The sequence below is a fragment of the Terrabacter koreensis genome, assembly GCF_054783315.1.
On the sequence record NZ_BAAGQU010000004.1, the window covers coordinates 1,612,255 to 1,626,795 of the forward strand.

Sequence of the window (14,541 nt, forward strand, 5' to 3'; positions counted from 1 at the left end):
CGAACGGGGGTCGACGGGAGGAGCTGACTGTGCAGGATCACGGATGCGGGCCGAGGCGACCTGGTGCCCCCGCGCCCTGCTGGACCTGGCCCGCCGCGGAGCTGCAGCGGAGGTCGGCTGGGACCTCGCGCATCGGACGGGCGCGGCGGCGCACGGGTGGTGCTCGGCTCGGGCCGCCGCTCGGCGGGGCCCACCGTGGGGGCCCTGCTCCGGGGGCCTGACCCCGACCACGCGTGGCCGTGCTCGTGCAGCGACAGGGTCAGCAACGTGTGGTCTGCTGTCGCCATGGGCGATGCCGGGCCGCGCCGTGCCGCAAGGGCGGCCGTCGTCGTGCTGCTGTGCCTCGGTGCCTTGCTCTCGACCGTGCCCGCGGCTGCGACGGCGCCTCCCCGTGCGCCGGTGCCGGCACGCCACCTCGCGCCGGTCGCCGACGACGAGGCCGCCGAGCAGCAGCTCGCCGAGCGCTACGCACCGGTCGTCGTCGTGCGCACCCAGGCGCGACCGTGCGGCGACGGTGAGCCCTTCCTCCCCACCCGTGTCGACGCCGTGCTCGGCCGACCGGACGTCGTGCTGCGCACCCCGCGGGGTGACGTGCGCGCGCCGCAGGCGGCCGACCTGTATGCCGCCCCGCCGGGCTCCAACCTCGACCTGCCCGGTCGCGTGCTCTCCCCGGGCTGCGACTACGAGCGCTGGGCCGGCACCCTCCAGGAGCGACCCATCGTCTACGCCCGCGTGGTGACGCAGGCCGGCGGGCTCGTCCTGCAGTACTGGTTCTGGTGGGTCTACAACGACTGGAACGACCGCCACGAGGGCGACTGGGAGATGGTGCAGCTCGTCTTCGACGCGCCCGACGCCCGCGCTGCGCTGACCGTCCCACCCAGGCAGGCGGCATACGCCCAGCACGAGGGTGCCGAGGTGGCCGACTGGACCGACCGCGACCGCCTTGCGCTGCTCGACGGGCACCCCGTCGTCTATCCGGGGCAGGGGTCGCACGCCGCGTACTTCACCCAGGCGGTCTGGTTCGGGCGCAGCGCAGCCACCGGGTTCGGCTGCGACGACACGACCGCGCCCGGGACCGCCGTCTCGCCGACGGTCGAGCTGCTGCCGACCGACGTGCCGCGCTCCGGCTCCGACCCGTACGCGTGGCTGGCCTACGAGGGTCGCTGGGGACAGCGGGCGCCAGGCTTCAACAACGGGCCGACCGGCCCGGCGGCCAAGCAGCAGTGGGCCGCTCCCGTCACGTGGGTCGAGCAGGAGGGGCGGGAGGCTGCCGTCGCCCTGCCGCCGGTGCCGGGGCTCGCCGCCGAAGGGTTCTGCGCACTCGTCGCCGGTGGCTCCGTGGTGCTGCTCGAGGTCCTCGAGCGGCCGGTCTTCGTAGCCATGGCCCTGCTCGCGCTCGTGGTCGCTCTGGTCGCGCTCGCGAGGTCGACCCGATGGCGTGGCGGCGACGCACGGCAACCGGACCGGGAGCGGCACACCGGGCAGATCCTCGTCGACGGTGCGGCCGTCGCCGTCGGCCTCCGGGGCCAGCTGCTGCCGGCGAGCCTGGCGCTGCTCGTCACGGGAGTGGCCGCCTCGTACGCGCGGCAGTGGTCCGTCAGGCCCGGCGCCGATGCCGGCATCACCGAGGTCAACGGCAGTCGCAACGCGTGGGTCACCGTGCCGGCATCGACCGGGGCGTGGCTCGTCCTCTTCGTCGTCCAGGCAGTGGTGGTGACGGTCGTGCTCGACCTGCTGGCGCAGCGGGCGCGGGCCGTCCAGCCGTCCGTGAAGGCCGCCCTCCGTCGGCTCGTGGAACGTCCCGCCCCCGCGGTCACCTACCTGCTCGGCGCGGGCGCCGTCACCGTCCTGTTCAGCAGCTTCTGGCTGGCTCCCGTCGGCCTCGTGCTGCTGTCGCTGTGGTCCGTGTCGTTCGCCGCCAGCAGCATCGAAGGACTCGGTCCGCGAGCGGCGTTCGTCCGCAGTGCCGCCCTGACCCGGACGCGGCGGCTCAAGTCGACGATGCTGGCGCTCGTGCTGCTCTACTCGGCGACGCTCTGCGGGCCGGTCGTCGGGGGGCTGCTGCTCCTCGTCACGGGTTGGCCGGTCGCGCTGTGCAACGTCGTGGCCGCCGCCTGCACCGCCCTCCTCGTGCCGGTGCCGACGATCGGGATCGGCCTGCTCTTCTTCGACCTCCGCCGCGAGCACAGTGCCGCCGAGATGACGGCGGTGCGTGGTTAGGTGGAGCCATGCGCGTGACTCATCTCGGACATGCCTGTCTCCTCGTCGAGATCGCAGACCGGCGCCTGCTGATCGACCCGGGCAGCTTCTCCACGGGGTTCGAGCAGCTCATCGACCTCGACGCGATCCTCGTGACGCACAACCACGCCGACCACTTCGACCCCGAACGGGCGGCGGCCCTCGTCCGAGCCAACCCGTCGGCCACCGTCCACACCGACCCACTGACGGCCGAGAAGCTCCGCGTCGAGGGTCTCGCGGTCGTCCCCTCGAGGCAGGGCGAGGACTTCGCCGTCGGTGACGTGCGGGTGACGCCGGTGGGGGAGCTGCACGCGTTCAACCACCCTGACATGCCCCGCATCCCCAACGTCGGTGTGGTGCTGCGCGCCGACGGCGAGCCGTCCTTGTTCCACCCGGGTGACGCCTACGACGGCGAGCCCGGCGACGTCGACGTGCTCGCCCACCCGCTCAACGCCCCGTGGGCGGCGAGCCGCGACTCGATCGCCTTCGTCGGTCGCATCGCGCCGAAGGTGTTCATCCCCATCCACGATGCGCTGCTCAGCGACGTCGGGCACCGGATGTACTCCGGCCACATCGAGCAGTTCGCCGGGGTCGACGGTCTCACCTACACCCCGCTGCGCGACGCCGAGTCGGCGACGTTCTGACGGCACCCTCGCGACAGCCCATGGATGACACGTCGGATCTGCCTGCGCCGCAAGGCAGCCCGAGCGAAGGCCCAGCCATCGCCATGCGCGGCCTCGGCAAGCGGTTCGGTGACGTCGTCGCGGTCAAGGGCATCGACCTCGACGTTCCCCGTGGGTCGTTCTTCGGGCTGGTCGGACCCAACGGTGCGGGCAAGACGACGACGCTGTCCATGGTGACCGGGCTCCTGCGGCCCGACGCGGGAGAGGCGTTCGTGCTGGGCCACGACGTGTGGGCCGACCCCGTCGTCGCCAAGCGCCTGCTCGGCGTGCTGCCCGACGGGCTGAGGCTCTTCGACCGCCTCACCGGGCTCCAGCTCATCACGTATGCCGGCCTGCTCCGCGGCCTGTCGCGTGAGCTCGCGTCGGAGCGGGCGGCCGAGCTCGTCGTGGCCCTGGGGCTGGCCGACGCGCAGGGCAAGCTCGTCGTCGACTACTCGGCCGGCATGACCAAGAAGGTCACGCTCGCCTCGGCGCTCGTCCACGGCCCGCGCGTGCTGGTCCTCGACGAGCCGTTCGAGGCCGTCGACCCGATCTCGGCGGCCACGATCCGCCACATCCTCACCGGCTACGTCGAGTCCGGCGGCACGGTCGTGCTCTCCAGCCACGTCATGGACCTCGTCGAGCGCACCTGCACGCACGTCGCGGTCATCTCCGAGGGCGTCGTGCTCGCAGCTGGTGGGCTCGACGACGTCCGCGGGGCCCAGTCGCTGGAGGAGAGGTTCGTCGACCTCGTCGGCGGCTCGACCGAGGTGGTGGGGCTGTCGTGGTTGCGCACCTCCTCCGACTGAAGCTGACCCTGCTGCGCAACATCTTCCGTCGCAGCCGCACGCAGGCCATCGGTGCCGTCGTGGGCATCGTCTACTTCTCCGTCCTCGTCGCGGGTCTCGCGCTGATCCTCGCCTCGTTCCGCAGCTCGCTCGACGCGGCGCAGGTGGTGGTCCCGCTCGCCGGGGCGGCCGGCACCGTCCTCTGGACGGTCCTGCCGCTGTTCTCCTTCGGCTCCGACCCAACCCTCGACCCCGGCCGGTTCGCCACCTTCGCCGTTCCCCAGAGCGACCTCGCCGTGGGGCTGGTCCTCGCGGCCCTCGTGAGCCTGCCGTCGATCGCCTCGATGGTGCTGTCGGTGGGAGTCGTCGTCGCCTGGTCGCAGACGGTGGCGTCCACGCTCGTGGCCGTGGCGTCGACGGCAGTCGGGCTCCTCACTGCGATCACGACGAGCCGATGGGTCTGCGCGTCGCTCACCAACGCCCTGTCGAGCCGTCGCGGCCGCGACATCGTGGCCGTGCTCGGTCTCGTCCTCTTCGCACTCGTCGCGCCCGCGACCGCGATCCTGGCCAACCTCGGCGGCGGGCTCGGGCCGGCTGCCCGTTCAGCAGCGAGCGTCGTCGCCTGGTCACCGCTCGGGTGGGCGTGGGCCGCGCCGGGTGACGTCGCGGCAGGTAGGCCTCTCCTGGGCGGCGTCCGACTTGCCCTGGCCACAGGGCTGCTCGCCCTCGTCTTCGTCCTCTGGTCGCGCGTGCTGCGGGTGCAGGTGGAGAACCCCCGAGCCGTGTCGCGATCCGACTCCGTGGCCGCCGCCGGAGACGACATCGGGCTGCTCGCCCGCCTGCCCGGCACCCCATCGGGCGCCGTCGCCGCGAGGGTCCTCACCTACTGGAGGCGCGACCCGCGCTACCAGACCAGCATGGCGATGACGCCCGTGCTGCCACTGGCACTGCTCATCCCCTTCTTCACGAGCGACCTGACGTGGCCGCCGCTGCTCATGGGCCCGCTCCTCGCCTTCCTCATCGGGTGGAGCGGCCACAACGCCGTGTCCTACGACTCCGACGCGTTGTGGCTGCACGTCGTGGCCGGCACGACCGGCACCGACGACCGTCGCGGGCGGGCCCTCCCCGACCTGCTGCTCGCCCTGGCGCTCGTGCCGCCCTACACCGTGGTCGGGGTCGGTGTGAGCGGCTACTGGGGCCTTGCGCCGGCCGCGTTCGGGGTCTCGGCGGCTCTGCTGGGTGCCGGTCTCGGGGTCTCCAGCGTGATGAGCGTCGTGCTGCCCTATCCGGTGCCCGAGCCCGGGGCGAGCCCGTTCGGCACCCCGCCGGGCGCTGCCGGCATCGCGGTCGCGGCCCAGTCCGTCGCCAGCGTCGCGACGCTGGTCATGTCGTCCCCAGCGCTGGCCCTCGCGTGGGCCGCATGGTCAGGCGTGGCCGGAGTCGCCTGGGGTGCAGCCCTGGTCGGCGCCGGCGTCGGGGCTGCGGCCGCCGTCCTGGGCGCCAGGACGGGGGCCCGGATCTACGACCGGCGGGCGCCGGAGCTGCTGTCCTCGCTGCGTCACGCCTGAATCCGGCCCGCAACCGTGGGCAGCGTGCGCGTCCGCGCACCGAATGTCCGAATTGTTCACTCGCACAACCGATCCGGCGCTGATCAGGCGAAGCAATTTTCTTGTTTTGCATCGTCTGTGATGTGACTGGGAGCACACTGCAGAGCAGACAACAACAAGGGAGGAACCGGGGGACAGAGGGGCCTTGGGCTCCCTGGGGGAACGAGTCGCGGGGGCGACGCCCAGACCGTGAGCAGCCGTGGGGGAGACACGTGCGCGCGGACGATGGGTCATGCCATGCCGTTCCTCCAGGAACAGCCCGGGGCGTCATGCGTCGACGGTCCGACAGTGCCTGACACTGTCGATCGCCACACGTGACGCTGTGCCCTGCATGCCTCCCGTCGAGGGTCCTCGGCGGCGCACCACGCGCCACCCGGACCGGGGGAGTCGCCGACCCAGGTCGGCCACGCCCCAGGGGTGACCGGACGACGCCGTCCGGGCGACATGGGCGGGGAGGGCCGATGAGCGCAGTGGCGAGCGATGCGATCGACATGCAGGAACTGATCGCAGTGCAGCTCTTGGGTGGCGTGAGCGTGCGCGTCGACGACCGCGAGATGGGCCCCCGGGACATCGGCGGCACGAAGGTCCGACACCTGCTCCTCGCGCTGCTCTTCGCAGACGGCATGCCTGTCGCGAAGGACGAGCTCATCTCGATGCTGTGGCCCGGCGAGCGCGGATCTGCTTGTGGCGCAACGCTGGAGACCTACATCTGCCTGCTGCGGAAGCGCCTGCGTCCTACTGGCGCCCCGAGGTGGAGTCCCATCGAGACCGGGTCGGGGTGCTACCGCCTGGACGCCGACATCGTCGACCTCGACCTGCACCGTCACCGTCGGGTGGTCGAGCGCGCCCTGTCCCAGGTGGACACCGAGGCGGCGCTCGTCCAGCTCCGGCCGTCCCTCGCGCAGCTCGTCCGCCCGTTCCTCCCGGGAGAGGGTGACGCTGCGTGGCTCGAGGACGCGCGGTGGCGACACGGTAGCCAGGTGCGAGCGTGGCTGGTCGCCGCGGCCGAGAAGGTCGTCGACGTCGCGCCCGGTGATGCAGCCACGTGGGCGCGCGCCGCGATCGACCTCGACCCGCTCGACGAGAGCGCGTGGTGGGTGCTGCTGCGCAGCTCAGAGGTGCAGGGACGTCACGCCGACGGCCTGCGCTCCTACGAGCAGTGTCGCCGGCACCTCGCCGCCGAGCTCGGCTGCCAGCCCGGCCCGCGGCTGCAGGAGATCTACACGCGGCTGCTGGGCGGACCGTCCGAGTCGGCCCCTGACCTGGCCCTGCTCATCGAGTCGGTCATCTGCCTCTACGTCACCATCACCGGCGAACCCGCCTCCGCCGTCGCCGGTCTGCCGGTGCCCGCCGGTGGCGGGCCGTCCGTCGAGGACGCCCGGCGCACCATCGACGCCCTGCTGCGGGGGCTGTCCCGCTCCGACGCCGTGACGACGCGAAGCGCTGCGCGCGTCCGGCACCTCACCCGTGGACGCCGACCGGCGCCTTCTGTCACCAACTCACAACTTCACCCAGCAGTTCTCACGAGATAGGGATGCCATGAACTGGATCACTGGCAGGTCGCCCGGAGTGCCGAAGACGCGGTCCCTCTGGGGTGTGCGTCGACATGGGGGCACGGCGTGGCATCCGACGAAGGCCAAGCGCTTCCGGCGCGTGGCCGCAGGAACGGCGATCGCCATTCCCGTCGCGATGCTCTTCCCGTCGGCCGCGCTGATGGCGCAGGCCGCTGTAGCACCCGTCGGCGAGGGCTTCACGGTGTCGCCGTCCGACCTGGCGTACATCCTCAAGCAGATCAAGATCGCCGAGAGGCATGCGGCCACGCTGTCACCCGCGCACCCGTGCGACACCCTCATCGGCACAGGGCCCGATCAGATTGCCAGTCCGCTGGTTTCGTTCGGTCTGCGCACCGTCGACGGCTCGTGCAACAACCTGCAGCCGGGCCAGGAGACGTTCGGCGCCGCGGACCAGAAGTTCCCGCGCCTCGCCACGCCGGTGTTCAAGGCGGCGGAGAACTCACCTGCCGGCTTCGGCCCGACGACTCCGTCGACGTATGCCCAGAAGAAGGGGAACGTCTTCGACTCCGAGCCCCGTGTGGTCAGCAACCTGATCGTGGACCAGACCTCGACCAACCCGGCAGCCGTCGCCGCGGCCGGCAACCCGGTTCGGACGCAGGGTTCTACGGGTGTCGTCCCGTGCACGACCGACCCGGATCCGCTGGCCACGCCTCCTGTGGTCGGCGTGCCCGCGGACTGCGTGCCGTCGCACACCACCTTGTTCATCCCGAACGTCACGACGGACGTCGGGCTGTCCCCGCCCTACAACTCGATGTTCACGCTGTTCGGTCAGTTCTTCGACCACGGCGTCGACCAGACGGTCAAGGGCGGTGGCACGGTCTTCGTCCCGCTCCGCGCGGACGACCCGCTGCGAACCCTCGGTCCGGACGGCAAGCCCAGCAGCGGCGACGAGGTGCCCGCCAGCCAGGCCTTCATGGTGATGACCCGCGCCCAGAACCAGCCCGGACAAGACGGTGTCCTGGGAGACAACCCCGCCACGCCTGTCGACGAGAGCCTCGACGACGTCCAGGACGCGAACAACACGGACTCGCCCTGGGTCGACCAGAGCCAGACCTACACCTCGCACGCCTCGCACCAGGTGTTCCTGCGTGAGTACGCCAACAACGCCAACGGCAGGCCGGTCTCGACGGGCAAGCTGCTCGGCGGACCCGCCGGAGCCACGGCAGGCGGCATGGCGACCTGGGCCACGACCAAGGCCCAGGCCTCGGCGCTGCTCGGTATCCAGCTGCTGGACAAGGACGTCCTGAACGTCCCCATGCTGGCCACAGACCCCTACGGCAAGTTCATCCCCGGCCCGGCGCGCGGACTTCCACAGTTCGTGACGTCCACCGGCATGGTGGAGGCGAACCGCGCCGACAACGGCGGCGCCGGCACGCTGGTCCCGGCGAACGTCCGGTACTTCGACACGCCGTTCCTGACGGACATCGCGCACAACGCCGACCCGTCCCCGCAGGACACCGACCGCAACCCGGCGACGCCGCCGGTGGCGCCGACACCGGACCCCGACACGACTGCTTCGGCTGACTTCGCGAGCCAGGCACCCGGAACCTACGACGACGAGATGCTCAACGCGCACTTCATCGCCGGTGACGGTCGCGTCAACGAGAACATCGGTCTGACCGCGATCCACCAGATCTTCCACTCGGAGCACGACCGGCTCGTCGGCGACGACACCAACCCGGCTGTCGGCAGCATCAAGAACGTCCTGCTGAACGACACGACGCCGAGCGGGGTGGCTGCTCTGGCCGAGTGGAGGCTGGCCGCAGGCGCCAACGGCTGGAACGGTGAGCGCCTCTTCCAGGCCGCACGGTTCATCACTGAGATGGAGTACCAGCACCTCGTGTTCGAGGAGTTCGCGCGCAAGGTCCAGCCCGCGATCAACCCCTTCCAGCCGTTCGCCTTCACCCAGACCGAGCTGAACCCGGCCGTCAAGGCCGAGTTCGCCCACGCGGTGTACCGCTTCGGCCACTCCATGCTGACCGACACGATCTCTCGCCGGAACGAGGACGGCGTCGGCCCCGATGGCGTCTTCGGCACCTCGGACGACACCAAGGGCAGCCAGAACGACATCTCGCTGCTCGACGGCTTCCTCAACCCGCCGGAGTACACGAACGGCGGCCCCGCGGGCCCGCTGACCTCGGAAGAGGCCGCCGGCAGCATCATCATGGGAATGTCGGACCAGGTGGGCAACGAGCTCGACGAGTTCGTCACGGAGACGCTCCGCAACAACCTGCTGGGACTGCCTCTCGACCTTGCCACCATCAACATGGCACGGGCGCGTTCCGAGGGGATCCCGCGGCTGAACGTCCTGCGCCGAGAGATCTTCAACTCGACGAACGACGGCCAGCTGCAGCCCTACGTGAACTGGGTCGACTTCGGCGAGAACCTGAAGCACCCGGAGTCGCTCGTGAACTTCGTGGCGGCCTACGGCCTGCACCCGACGATCACGGCGGCCACGACCGTCGTGGCCAAGCGGGAGGCTGCACGCCTCATCGTCAGCCCCAACACGGGGGAGGTCCCCCCGGCTGACGCCGCCGCGTTCATGACCAGCACGGGCGCCTGGGCCAACGCCGGCACGAGCTCGATCACCGGCCTGGACAACGTCGACCTCTGGGTCGGCGGCCTGGCCGAGCGGACCAACCTCTTCGGTGGACTGCTGGGCAGCACGTTCAACTACGTGTTCGAGAAGCAGCTGACCGACCTGCAGAACGGTGACCGCCTCTACTACCTGGCACGCACGCCGGGTATGAACCTCCGGGCGCAGCTCGAAGGAAACTCCTTCGCCGAGCTGATCATGCGCAACACCAACGCGCACAGCCTGAAGGCCGACGCGTTCGCCACTGCGGACTGCAAGTTCGAGCTCAAGAACCTCGCGGGCACCGCCGCCGGCTTCGCAGCGTCCGGTGGAACCGTGGCGGACGACCCGAGCTCGGACTGCAGCGAGACGGACCTGCTGATCCGCATGCCTGACGGCACGATCAAGTACCGCGCCCGGAACACCGTCGACCCGGCCGGTATCAACGGCCAGAGCGTCTACAACGGCACGGCCGGCGTCGACCGCATCTACGGCGGCAACGACAACGACACGTTCTGGGGCGGTGCCGGCAACGACATCATCGAGGGCGGTGACGGAGCCGACATCGCGTTGGGTGGTGAAGGCAACGACATCATCACCGACCTCGCGGGTGACGACGTGCCCAAGGGCGGTCCGGGCAACGACGCCATCGACGCCGGCCCCGGTCTGGACATCGTCATGGGCGGCGACGGCAACGACTTCACCAACGGCGGCGCCAACATCAACGAGACGTTCGCCGGAGCCGGTGACGACTTCGTGATCGCCGGTCAGGGTGAGGACGCCGTGTTCGGTGACAGTGGGGACGACTGGCAAGAGGGCGGCGACCAGCCCGACCTCCTGCAGGGAGACAGCGGAAACCTGTTCTTCCTGGATGACTCCCAGAAGCCTGGGCACGATGTCCTCATCGGTCAGGGCGGCGACGACGACTACGACATGGAGGGCGGCGACGACATCGGTGTCGCCGGGCCCGGCATCGAGAAGGTCGCCGGAGCCTCCGGCTACGACTGGGAGATCGGTCAGAGCGACCCGCAGCCGCAGGACGCTGACCTGGCTCTGCCTATCCTGCCGCTGGACATCCTGCAGGTCGGCGTCCGCGACAAGTTCAACGAGGTCGAAGCCCTCTCCGGCGCCAACCTCGACGACAAGCTGCGCGGCGACGACATCGTTCCCAGCCAGCGCGGTGGGGGCGGCTTCATCGGCTGTGACGTGCTGGACCAGAACGGCGTCAACCGCGTTGCCGGCCTGAACCAGCTGTTGCCGGCCCTGGCGACTCCGCTCGCCGGCGTCATCGCGGCATCGGCCTCCAAGGACTGCCCGGTCCTCAGCGGCACGAACGTCTGGGGCGACGGCAACATCCTCCTCGGAGGTGCCGGCAACGACACCATCGAGGGACGTGGCGCCGACGACATCATCGACGGCGACAAGGCCCTCTCGGTGCGCATCAGCGTCCGCAACTCCGCGGGTGCCGAGCTCGGTTCCACCGACCTCATGGAGAACACCGCCAAGTCCGGCACCTTCGGTGCGGGCACGGCAGGGATGACCCTCCAGCAGGCGGTCTTCGCCGGTCTCGTCGACCCGGGCAACCTCGTCACCGTGCGCGAGGTCACCGCGGGCACGGCCGCGCCGGACTGCTCGGCCACGACGCCGGCTCCGACGGCCACCTCGGTCAACTGTGACACTGCAGTCTTCAGCGGTCCGCTGTCGAACTACAGCATCACCTCCGTCGCCGCCTCCGGCACGACGCTCGCGAGCGTCCGGGTCACCCAGACCGGTGCGGACGTCGTCGGGCAGAAGGTCAGCGACGGTGTCGACACGCTGCGCAACATCGAGCTGCTGAAGTTCTCGGACCAGACGGTGCCGCTCACGGTCCCGAACGCTCCGACGAACGTCACGGCGACGGCGAGCGCAGGTGCCACCACGACCGGCACAGCCACGGTCACCTTCACGGCTCCGGCCGCCACCGCCTCACCGATCACCAGCTTCACCGTGGTCGTGCGCGACGGCGCCACCGTGGTCCAGACCATCACCGCCATCCCCGCGACGGCGACGAGCCGCACGGTCACCGGTCTGGTCAACGGCACCACCGTCACCCTGTCGGTGAGCGCGGTCACCGCGCTCGGCAACGGCCCCGAGGGCACCTCGAACGCGGTCACCCCGCGGGGTCTCCCGGGGGCACCCACGGGTGTCGTGGCCACCGCCGGCAACGCGCAGGCGACGGTCAACTGGGTCGCACCGGCGAGTGACGGGGGCTCGGCGATCACGGGCTACAGGGTCGTGGTCAACCGCGGAGGCACGGTGGTCAGCACGAACACGGTCGGTACGACCGTGCGGACCTTCACGGCCACCGGGCTCACCAACGGGTCGGCGCACACGTTCACCGTCAACGCCGTGAACGCGTTCGGTCCCTCGACAGCGGTGACCTCGAACACGGTCACCCCGATCGGTGGCGTGCCCGGTGCACCTCGGACCGTGACCGCCACGGCCACCTCCGGTGCGACGACCACCGGGGCGGCGACGATCAGCTGGCTGGCACCGCTTCCCAACGGCAGCGCCCCGATCACGAGCTACACCGTCGTGATCAGGGCCGGAGCCACCGTGGTGCGCACGGTCACGGGCATCGCCCCGACGGCCACGAGCAGCACGCAGACCGGGCTGTCGAACGGCACGACCTACACGCTGTCGGTCAACGCGGTCAACGCGGCTGGTTCGGGTGCGCAGGTCGCAGCGCCCGCCGTCACCCCGCGCGGGCTGCCCGGCACGCCGACCGGAGTGACGGCTGCGGCCGGGAACGCCTCGGCCGTGGTGAGGTGGAGCGCACCGGCAGGCAACGGTGGTTCGGCCGTGACCCGGTACGACGTGCTGGTGCTGCGCGCCGGCGTGGTCATCCGCACCGTGGCAACGGTCGGGACGCCGGTGACGCTCTCCGTGACGGGACTGGTGAATGGGACCGCGTATACTTTCCGGGTCCGCGCGGTCAACGCTCTCGGAGCGAGCGCCTTGTCGGTCGCCTCGCCTGCCGTCACACCCATGACTGTCCCGGGCGCTCCGCTCATCGGTGTGGCCAGCTCAGGCACAGCGGGTGGCGTGGTCAACGCCGCTGCCAGGTGGAGCCCACCCACGGTCACCGGAGGTACGCCCATCACGGCATATCGGGTTTCGGCATTCCGAATGGCCGCTGACGGCGTCACCCGTGTCGGCTCGCCAACGGTGGTGACCGTGGGGTCCACGGCTCGCTCAGCGACTCTCACGCTTGCTGGAGGCAGATACCGGTTCGGCGTCGTCGCCGTGAACCGCGTCGGTGCCGGCCCGATGTCAGGAGGCTCGAACATCGTGATCGCCCGATGAGACCGTTCTCGTCCCGATAGGTCCGAATCACGACATGTACGTCTGAGTGCCCCGAGTCCCTGGACCGGGGCACTCAGGCGCGCGGAGAACGTGCGTCCTACGCATCTGCACAATGTCGAACGCTCGGAGGATCAATGGCAATTGATGCGTTCAGGCGGGCCGGCTGGACCGGACGGTCGAGCTGTCGATGAGCAGGGCGTCGCCGTCGCGCACCAGGGTGTAGAAGGTGACCTCCTCGACGCGTCGGCCGTCGGCGAAGTCGTAGCGCACGGTCGCGGTGACGGAGTCGGGGGCGGTGCCTCTCACCTGGCGGGTGCTCACCTTGTCGACCGACTTCCAGAAGGCCTCGTAGGTCTCGCGGTTCGTGGCCGTGGTCTCCTGGTAGCGGGGCGAGAGCCGCTGCCAGCCGGTGTCGCGGTTGTCCGGGAGCAGCGCGTAGTAGTCGCGAACCGCACGCTCGAGGTCCTGCGCGCTGACCGGCGCCGGCGCGGCGGTGCTGCTCGTCGTCGGGCGTGGCGCCGATGTCGTGGAGGTGGCCGCCTTGCTCGTCGGGGGTGAGCTCGTGCGCGACGGCGAGGGCTTCGACGTGGTGGGCGAGCTGGACGCCGGCGGCGCGGCGGTGCCGTCAGGCGCTCCTGTGTTGCGCGAGGCCAGGAAGGCGATGGCCCCGGCCGCCAGCACGAGGAGGACGAGCGCGGCCGGTAGCCATGGCCGGGAGCGTCGGGTGCTGGCCGGGCCGCCCGTCGAGGTCTCCCGCGCTCCCGTGGGCCGCGCGGGCGGTGGCGACGCCACGGCTGGAGGCGGTGCTGCCGGGTCGGGAACCGGGGCTGCGGTCGACCGGGGCGTCTGGGCGGGGGGAGCGACGGGCAGGACCTGGGTGCGGGCGGGCGCCGCATCGAACGCGACGGTGCGCCCGGCGGCCACGTCGGCCAGGGAGCGCGCCACCTCGCTCATCGACGGCCGCGCCGCCGGGTCGGCGTCGAGCATCCGCGCCAGCACGGGCGACAGGGCGCTCGCCCGAGGCTCCGAGGCCTTGCCGGAGGCGACCCGGTGCAGCAAGGCCATGGCGTTCTCGCCCTGCCCGAAGGGCGGTGTGCCCTCGAGGGCCGCGAAGAGCGTCGACCCGAGGGAGAACACGTCGGAGGCAGGGCTCGAGGCGGTTCCTCGGGCGACCTCGGGCGCCAGGTAGGCGGGGGTCCCGGTCACCAGTCCCGTCGATGTCAGCGAGGCGTCACCGAGGGCGTGGGAGATGCCGAAGTCGGTGATGCGCGCCGTGCCGTCGTCGCCGACGAGGATGTTGCCGGGCTTGACGTCCCGGTGCACGATGCCGGCGTCGTGGGCTGCGGCGAGCCCGGCCGCCACCTCGCTGCCGAGGCGAGCCACCTCGCCGACGGGGAGCGTGCCGGCCTCGGCCAGCACGTCCTGGAGGCTGCGCGAGGGCAGGAACTGCATGACGAGGCACGGCCTGCCCTCGTGGTCGACCACGTCGAAGACCGGGACCGCGTTGGGGTGCTGGAGGCGTGCGGTGATGCGCGCCTCGCGCATGGCCCGTTGCCTCGCCGTGTCGGCCTCGGCCTCGGGCAGGCCGACAGGTGAGTGCAGCAGCTTGACGGCGACGGTGCGCCCCAACCGTTCGTCGCGTCCGCGCCAGACGTGTCCCATGCCGCCGGCGCCGATGCGCTCCAGCAGTCGGTAGCGTCCGGCGATGAGGAGGTCAGGCTGCTCCGTCACGTCGCCATCCTGCCAGTTCGG

7 protein-coding genes are annotated in these 14,541 nt (G+C 71.1%); 6 read left to right on the forward strand and 1 reads right to left on the reverse strand.

Annotated elements, in window-relative coordinates:
- The first annotated feature begins 267 nt into the window (after positions 1 to 267).
- From ACYVNR_RS10290 to ACYVNR_RS10315, 6 genes are all read left to right on the forward strand, one after another.
- Positions 268 to 2,220 (forward strand): hypothetical protein, encoded by a 1,953-nt coding sequence (locus tag ACYVNR_RS10290; RefSeq protein ID WP_461047974.1) that lies wholly within the window; start codon positions 268 to 270, stop codon positions 2,218 to 2,220.
- Positions 2,221 to 2,228: 8 nt separating this feature from the next.
- The gene (locus ACYVNR_RS10295; RefSeq protein WP_461047975.1) at positions 2,229 to 2,882 is read left to right on the forward strand and encodes an MBL fold metallo-hydrolase; all 654 of its coding nucleotides are present in this window, start codon (positions 2,229 to 2,231) and stop codon (positions 2,880 to 2,882) included.
- Between the two features lie 20 nt (positions 2,883 to 2,902).
- Positions 2,903 to 3,709, forward strand: a complete 807-nt coding sequence (locus ACYVNR_RS10300; protein WP_461047976.1) for an ABC transporter ATP-binding protein — start codon at positions 2,903 to 2,905, stop codon at positions 3,707 to 3,709.
- Positions 3,685 to 5,256 carry a hypothetical protein gene (locus ACYVNR_RS10305; RefSeq protein WP_461047977.1) on the forward strand — a complete coding sequence of 524 codons (1,572 nt, stop codon included), beginning with the start codon at positions 3,685 to 3,687 and terminating at the stop codon, positions 5,254 to 5,256. The genes ACYVNR_RS10300 and ACYVNR_RS10305 overlap by 25 nt, the downstream gene beginning before the upstream one ends.
- Before the next feature lie 500 nt (positions 5,257 to 5,756).
- Positions 5,757 to 6,827, forward strand: a complete 1,071-nt coding sequence (locus ACYVNR_RS10310; RefSeq protein WP_461047978.1) for an AfsR/SARP family transcriptional regulator — start codon at positions 5,757 to 5,759, stop codon at positions 6,825 to 6,827.
- A gap of 121 nt (positions 6,828 to 6,948) precedes the next feature.
- Positions 6,949 to 12,789, forward strand: coding sequence for a peroxidase family protein (locus tag ACYVNR_RS10315; RefSeq protein WP_461047980.1), 5,841 nt, complete (start codon positions 6,949 to 6,951; stop codon positions 12,787 to 12,789).
- Positions 12,790 to 12,939: 150 nt separating this feature from the next.
- On the opposite strand, the gene ACYVNR_RS10320 is transcribed toward ACYVNR_RS10315, so the two are convergent.
- Positions 12,940 to 14,520 (reverse strand): serine/threonine-protein kinase, encoded by a 1,581-nt coding sequence (locus ACYVNR_RS10320; RefSeq protein ID WP_461047981.1) that lies wholly within the window; start codon positions 14,518 to 14,520, stop codon positions 12,940 to 12,942.
- Between the last annotated feature and the right edge of the window lie 21 nt (positions 14,521 to 14,541).

Coding starts and splice junctions, on each gene's coding strand:
- ACYVNR_RS10300 (WP_461047976.1), top strand. CDS start 2,903: ATGGATGACACGTCGGATCTGCCTGCGCCGCAAGGCAGCCCGAGCGAA.
- ACYVNR_RS10295 (WP_461047975.1), top strand. CDS start 2,229: ATGCGCGTGACTCATCTCGGACATGCCTGTCTCCTCGTCGAGATCGCA.
- ACYVNR_RS10310 (WP_461047978.1), top strand. CDS start 5,757: ATGAGCGCAGTGGCGAGCGATGCGATCGACATGCAGGAACTGATCGCA.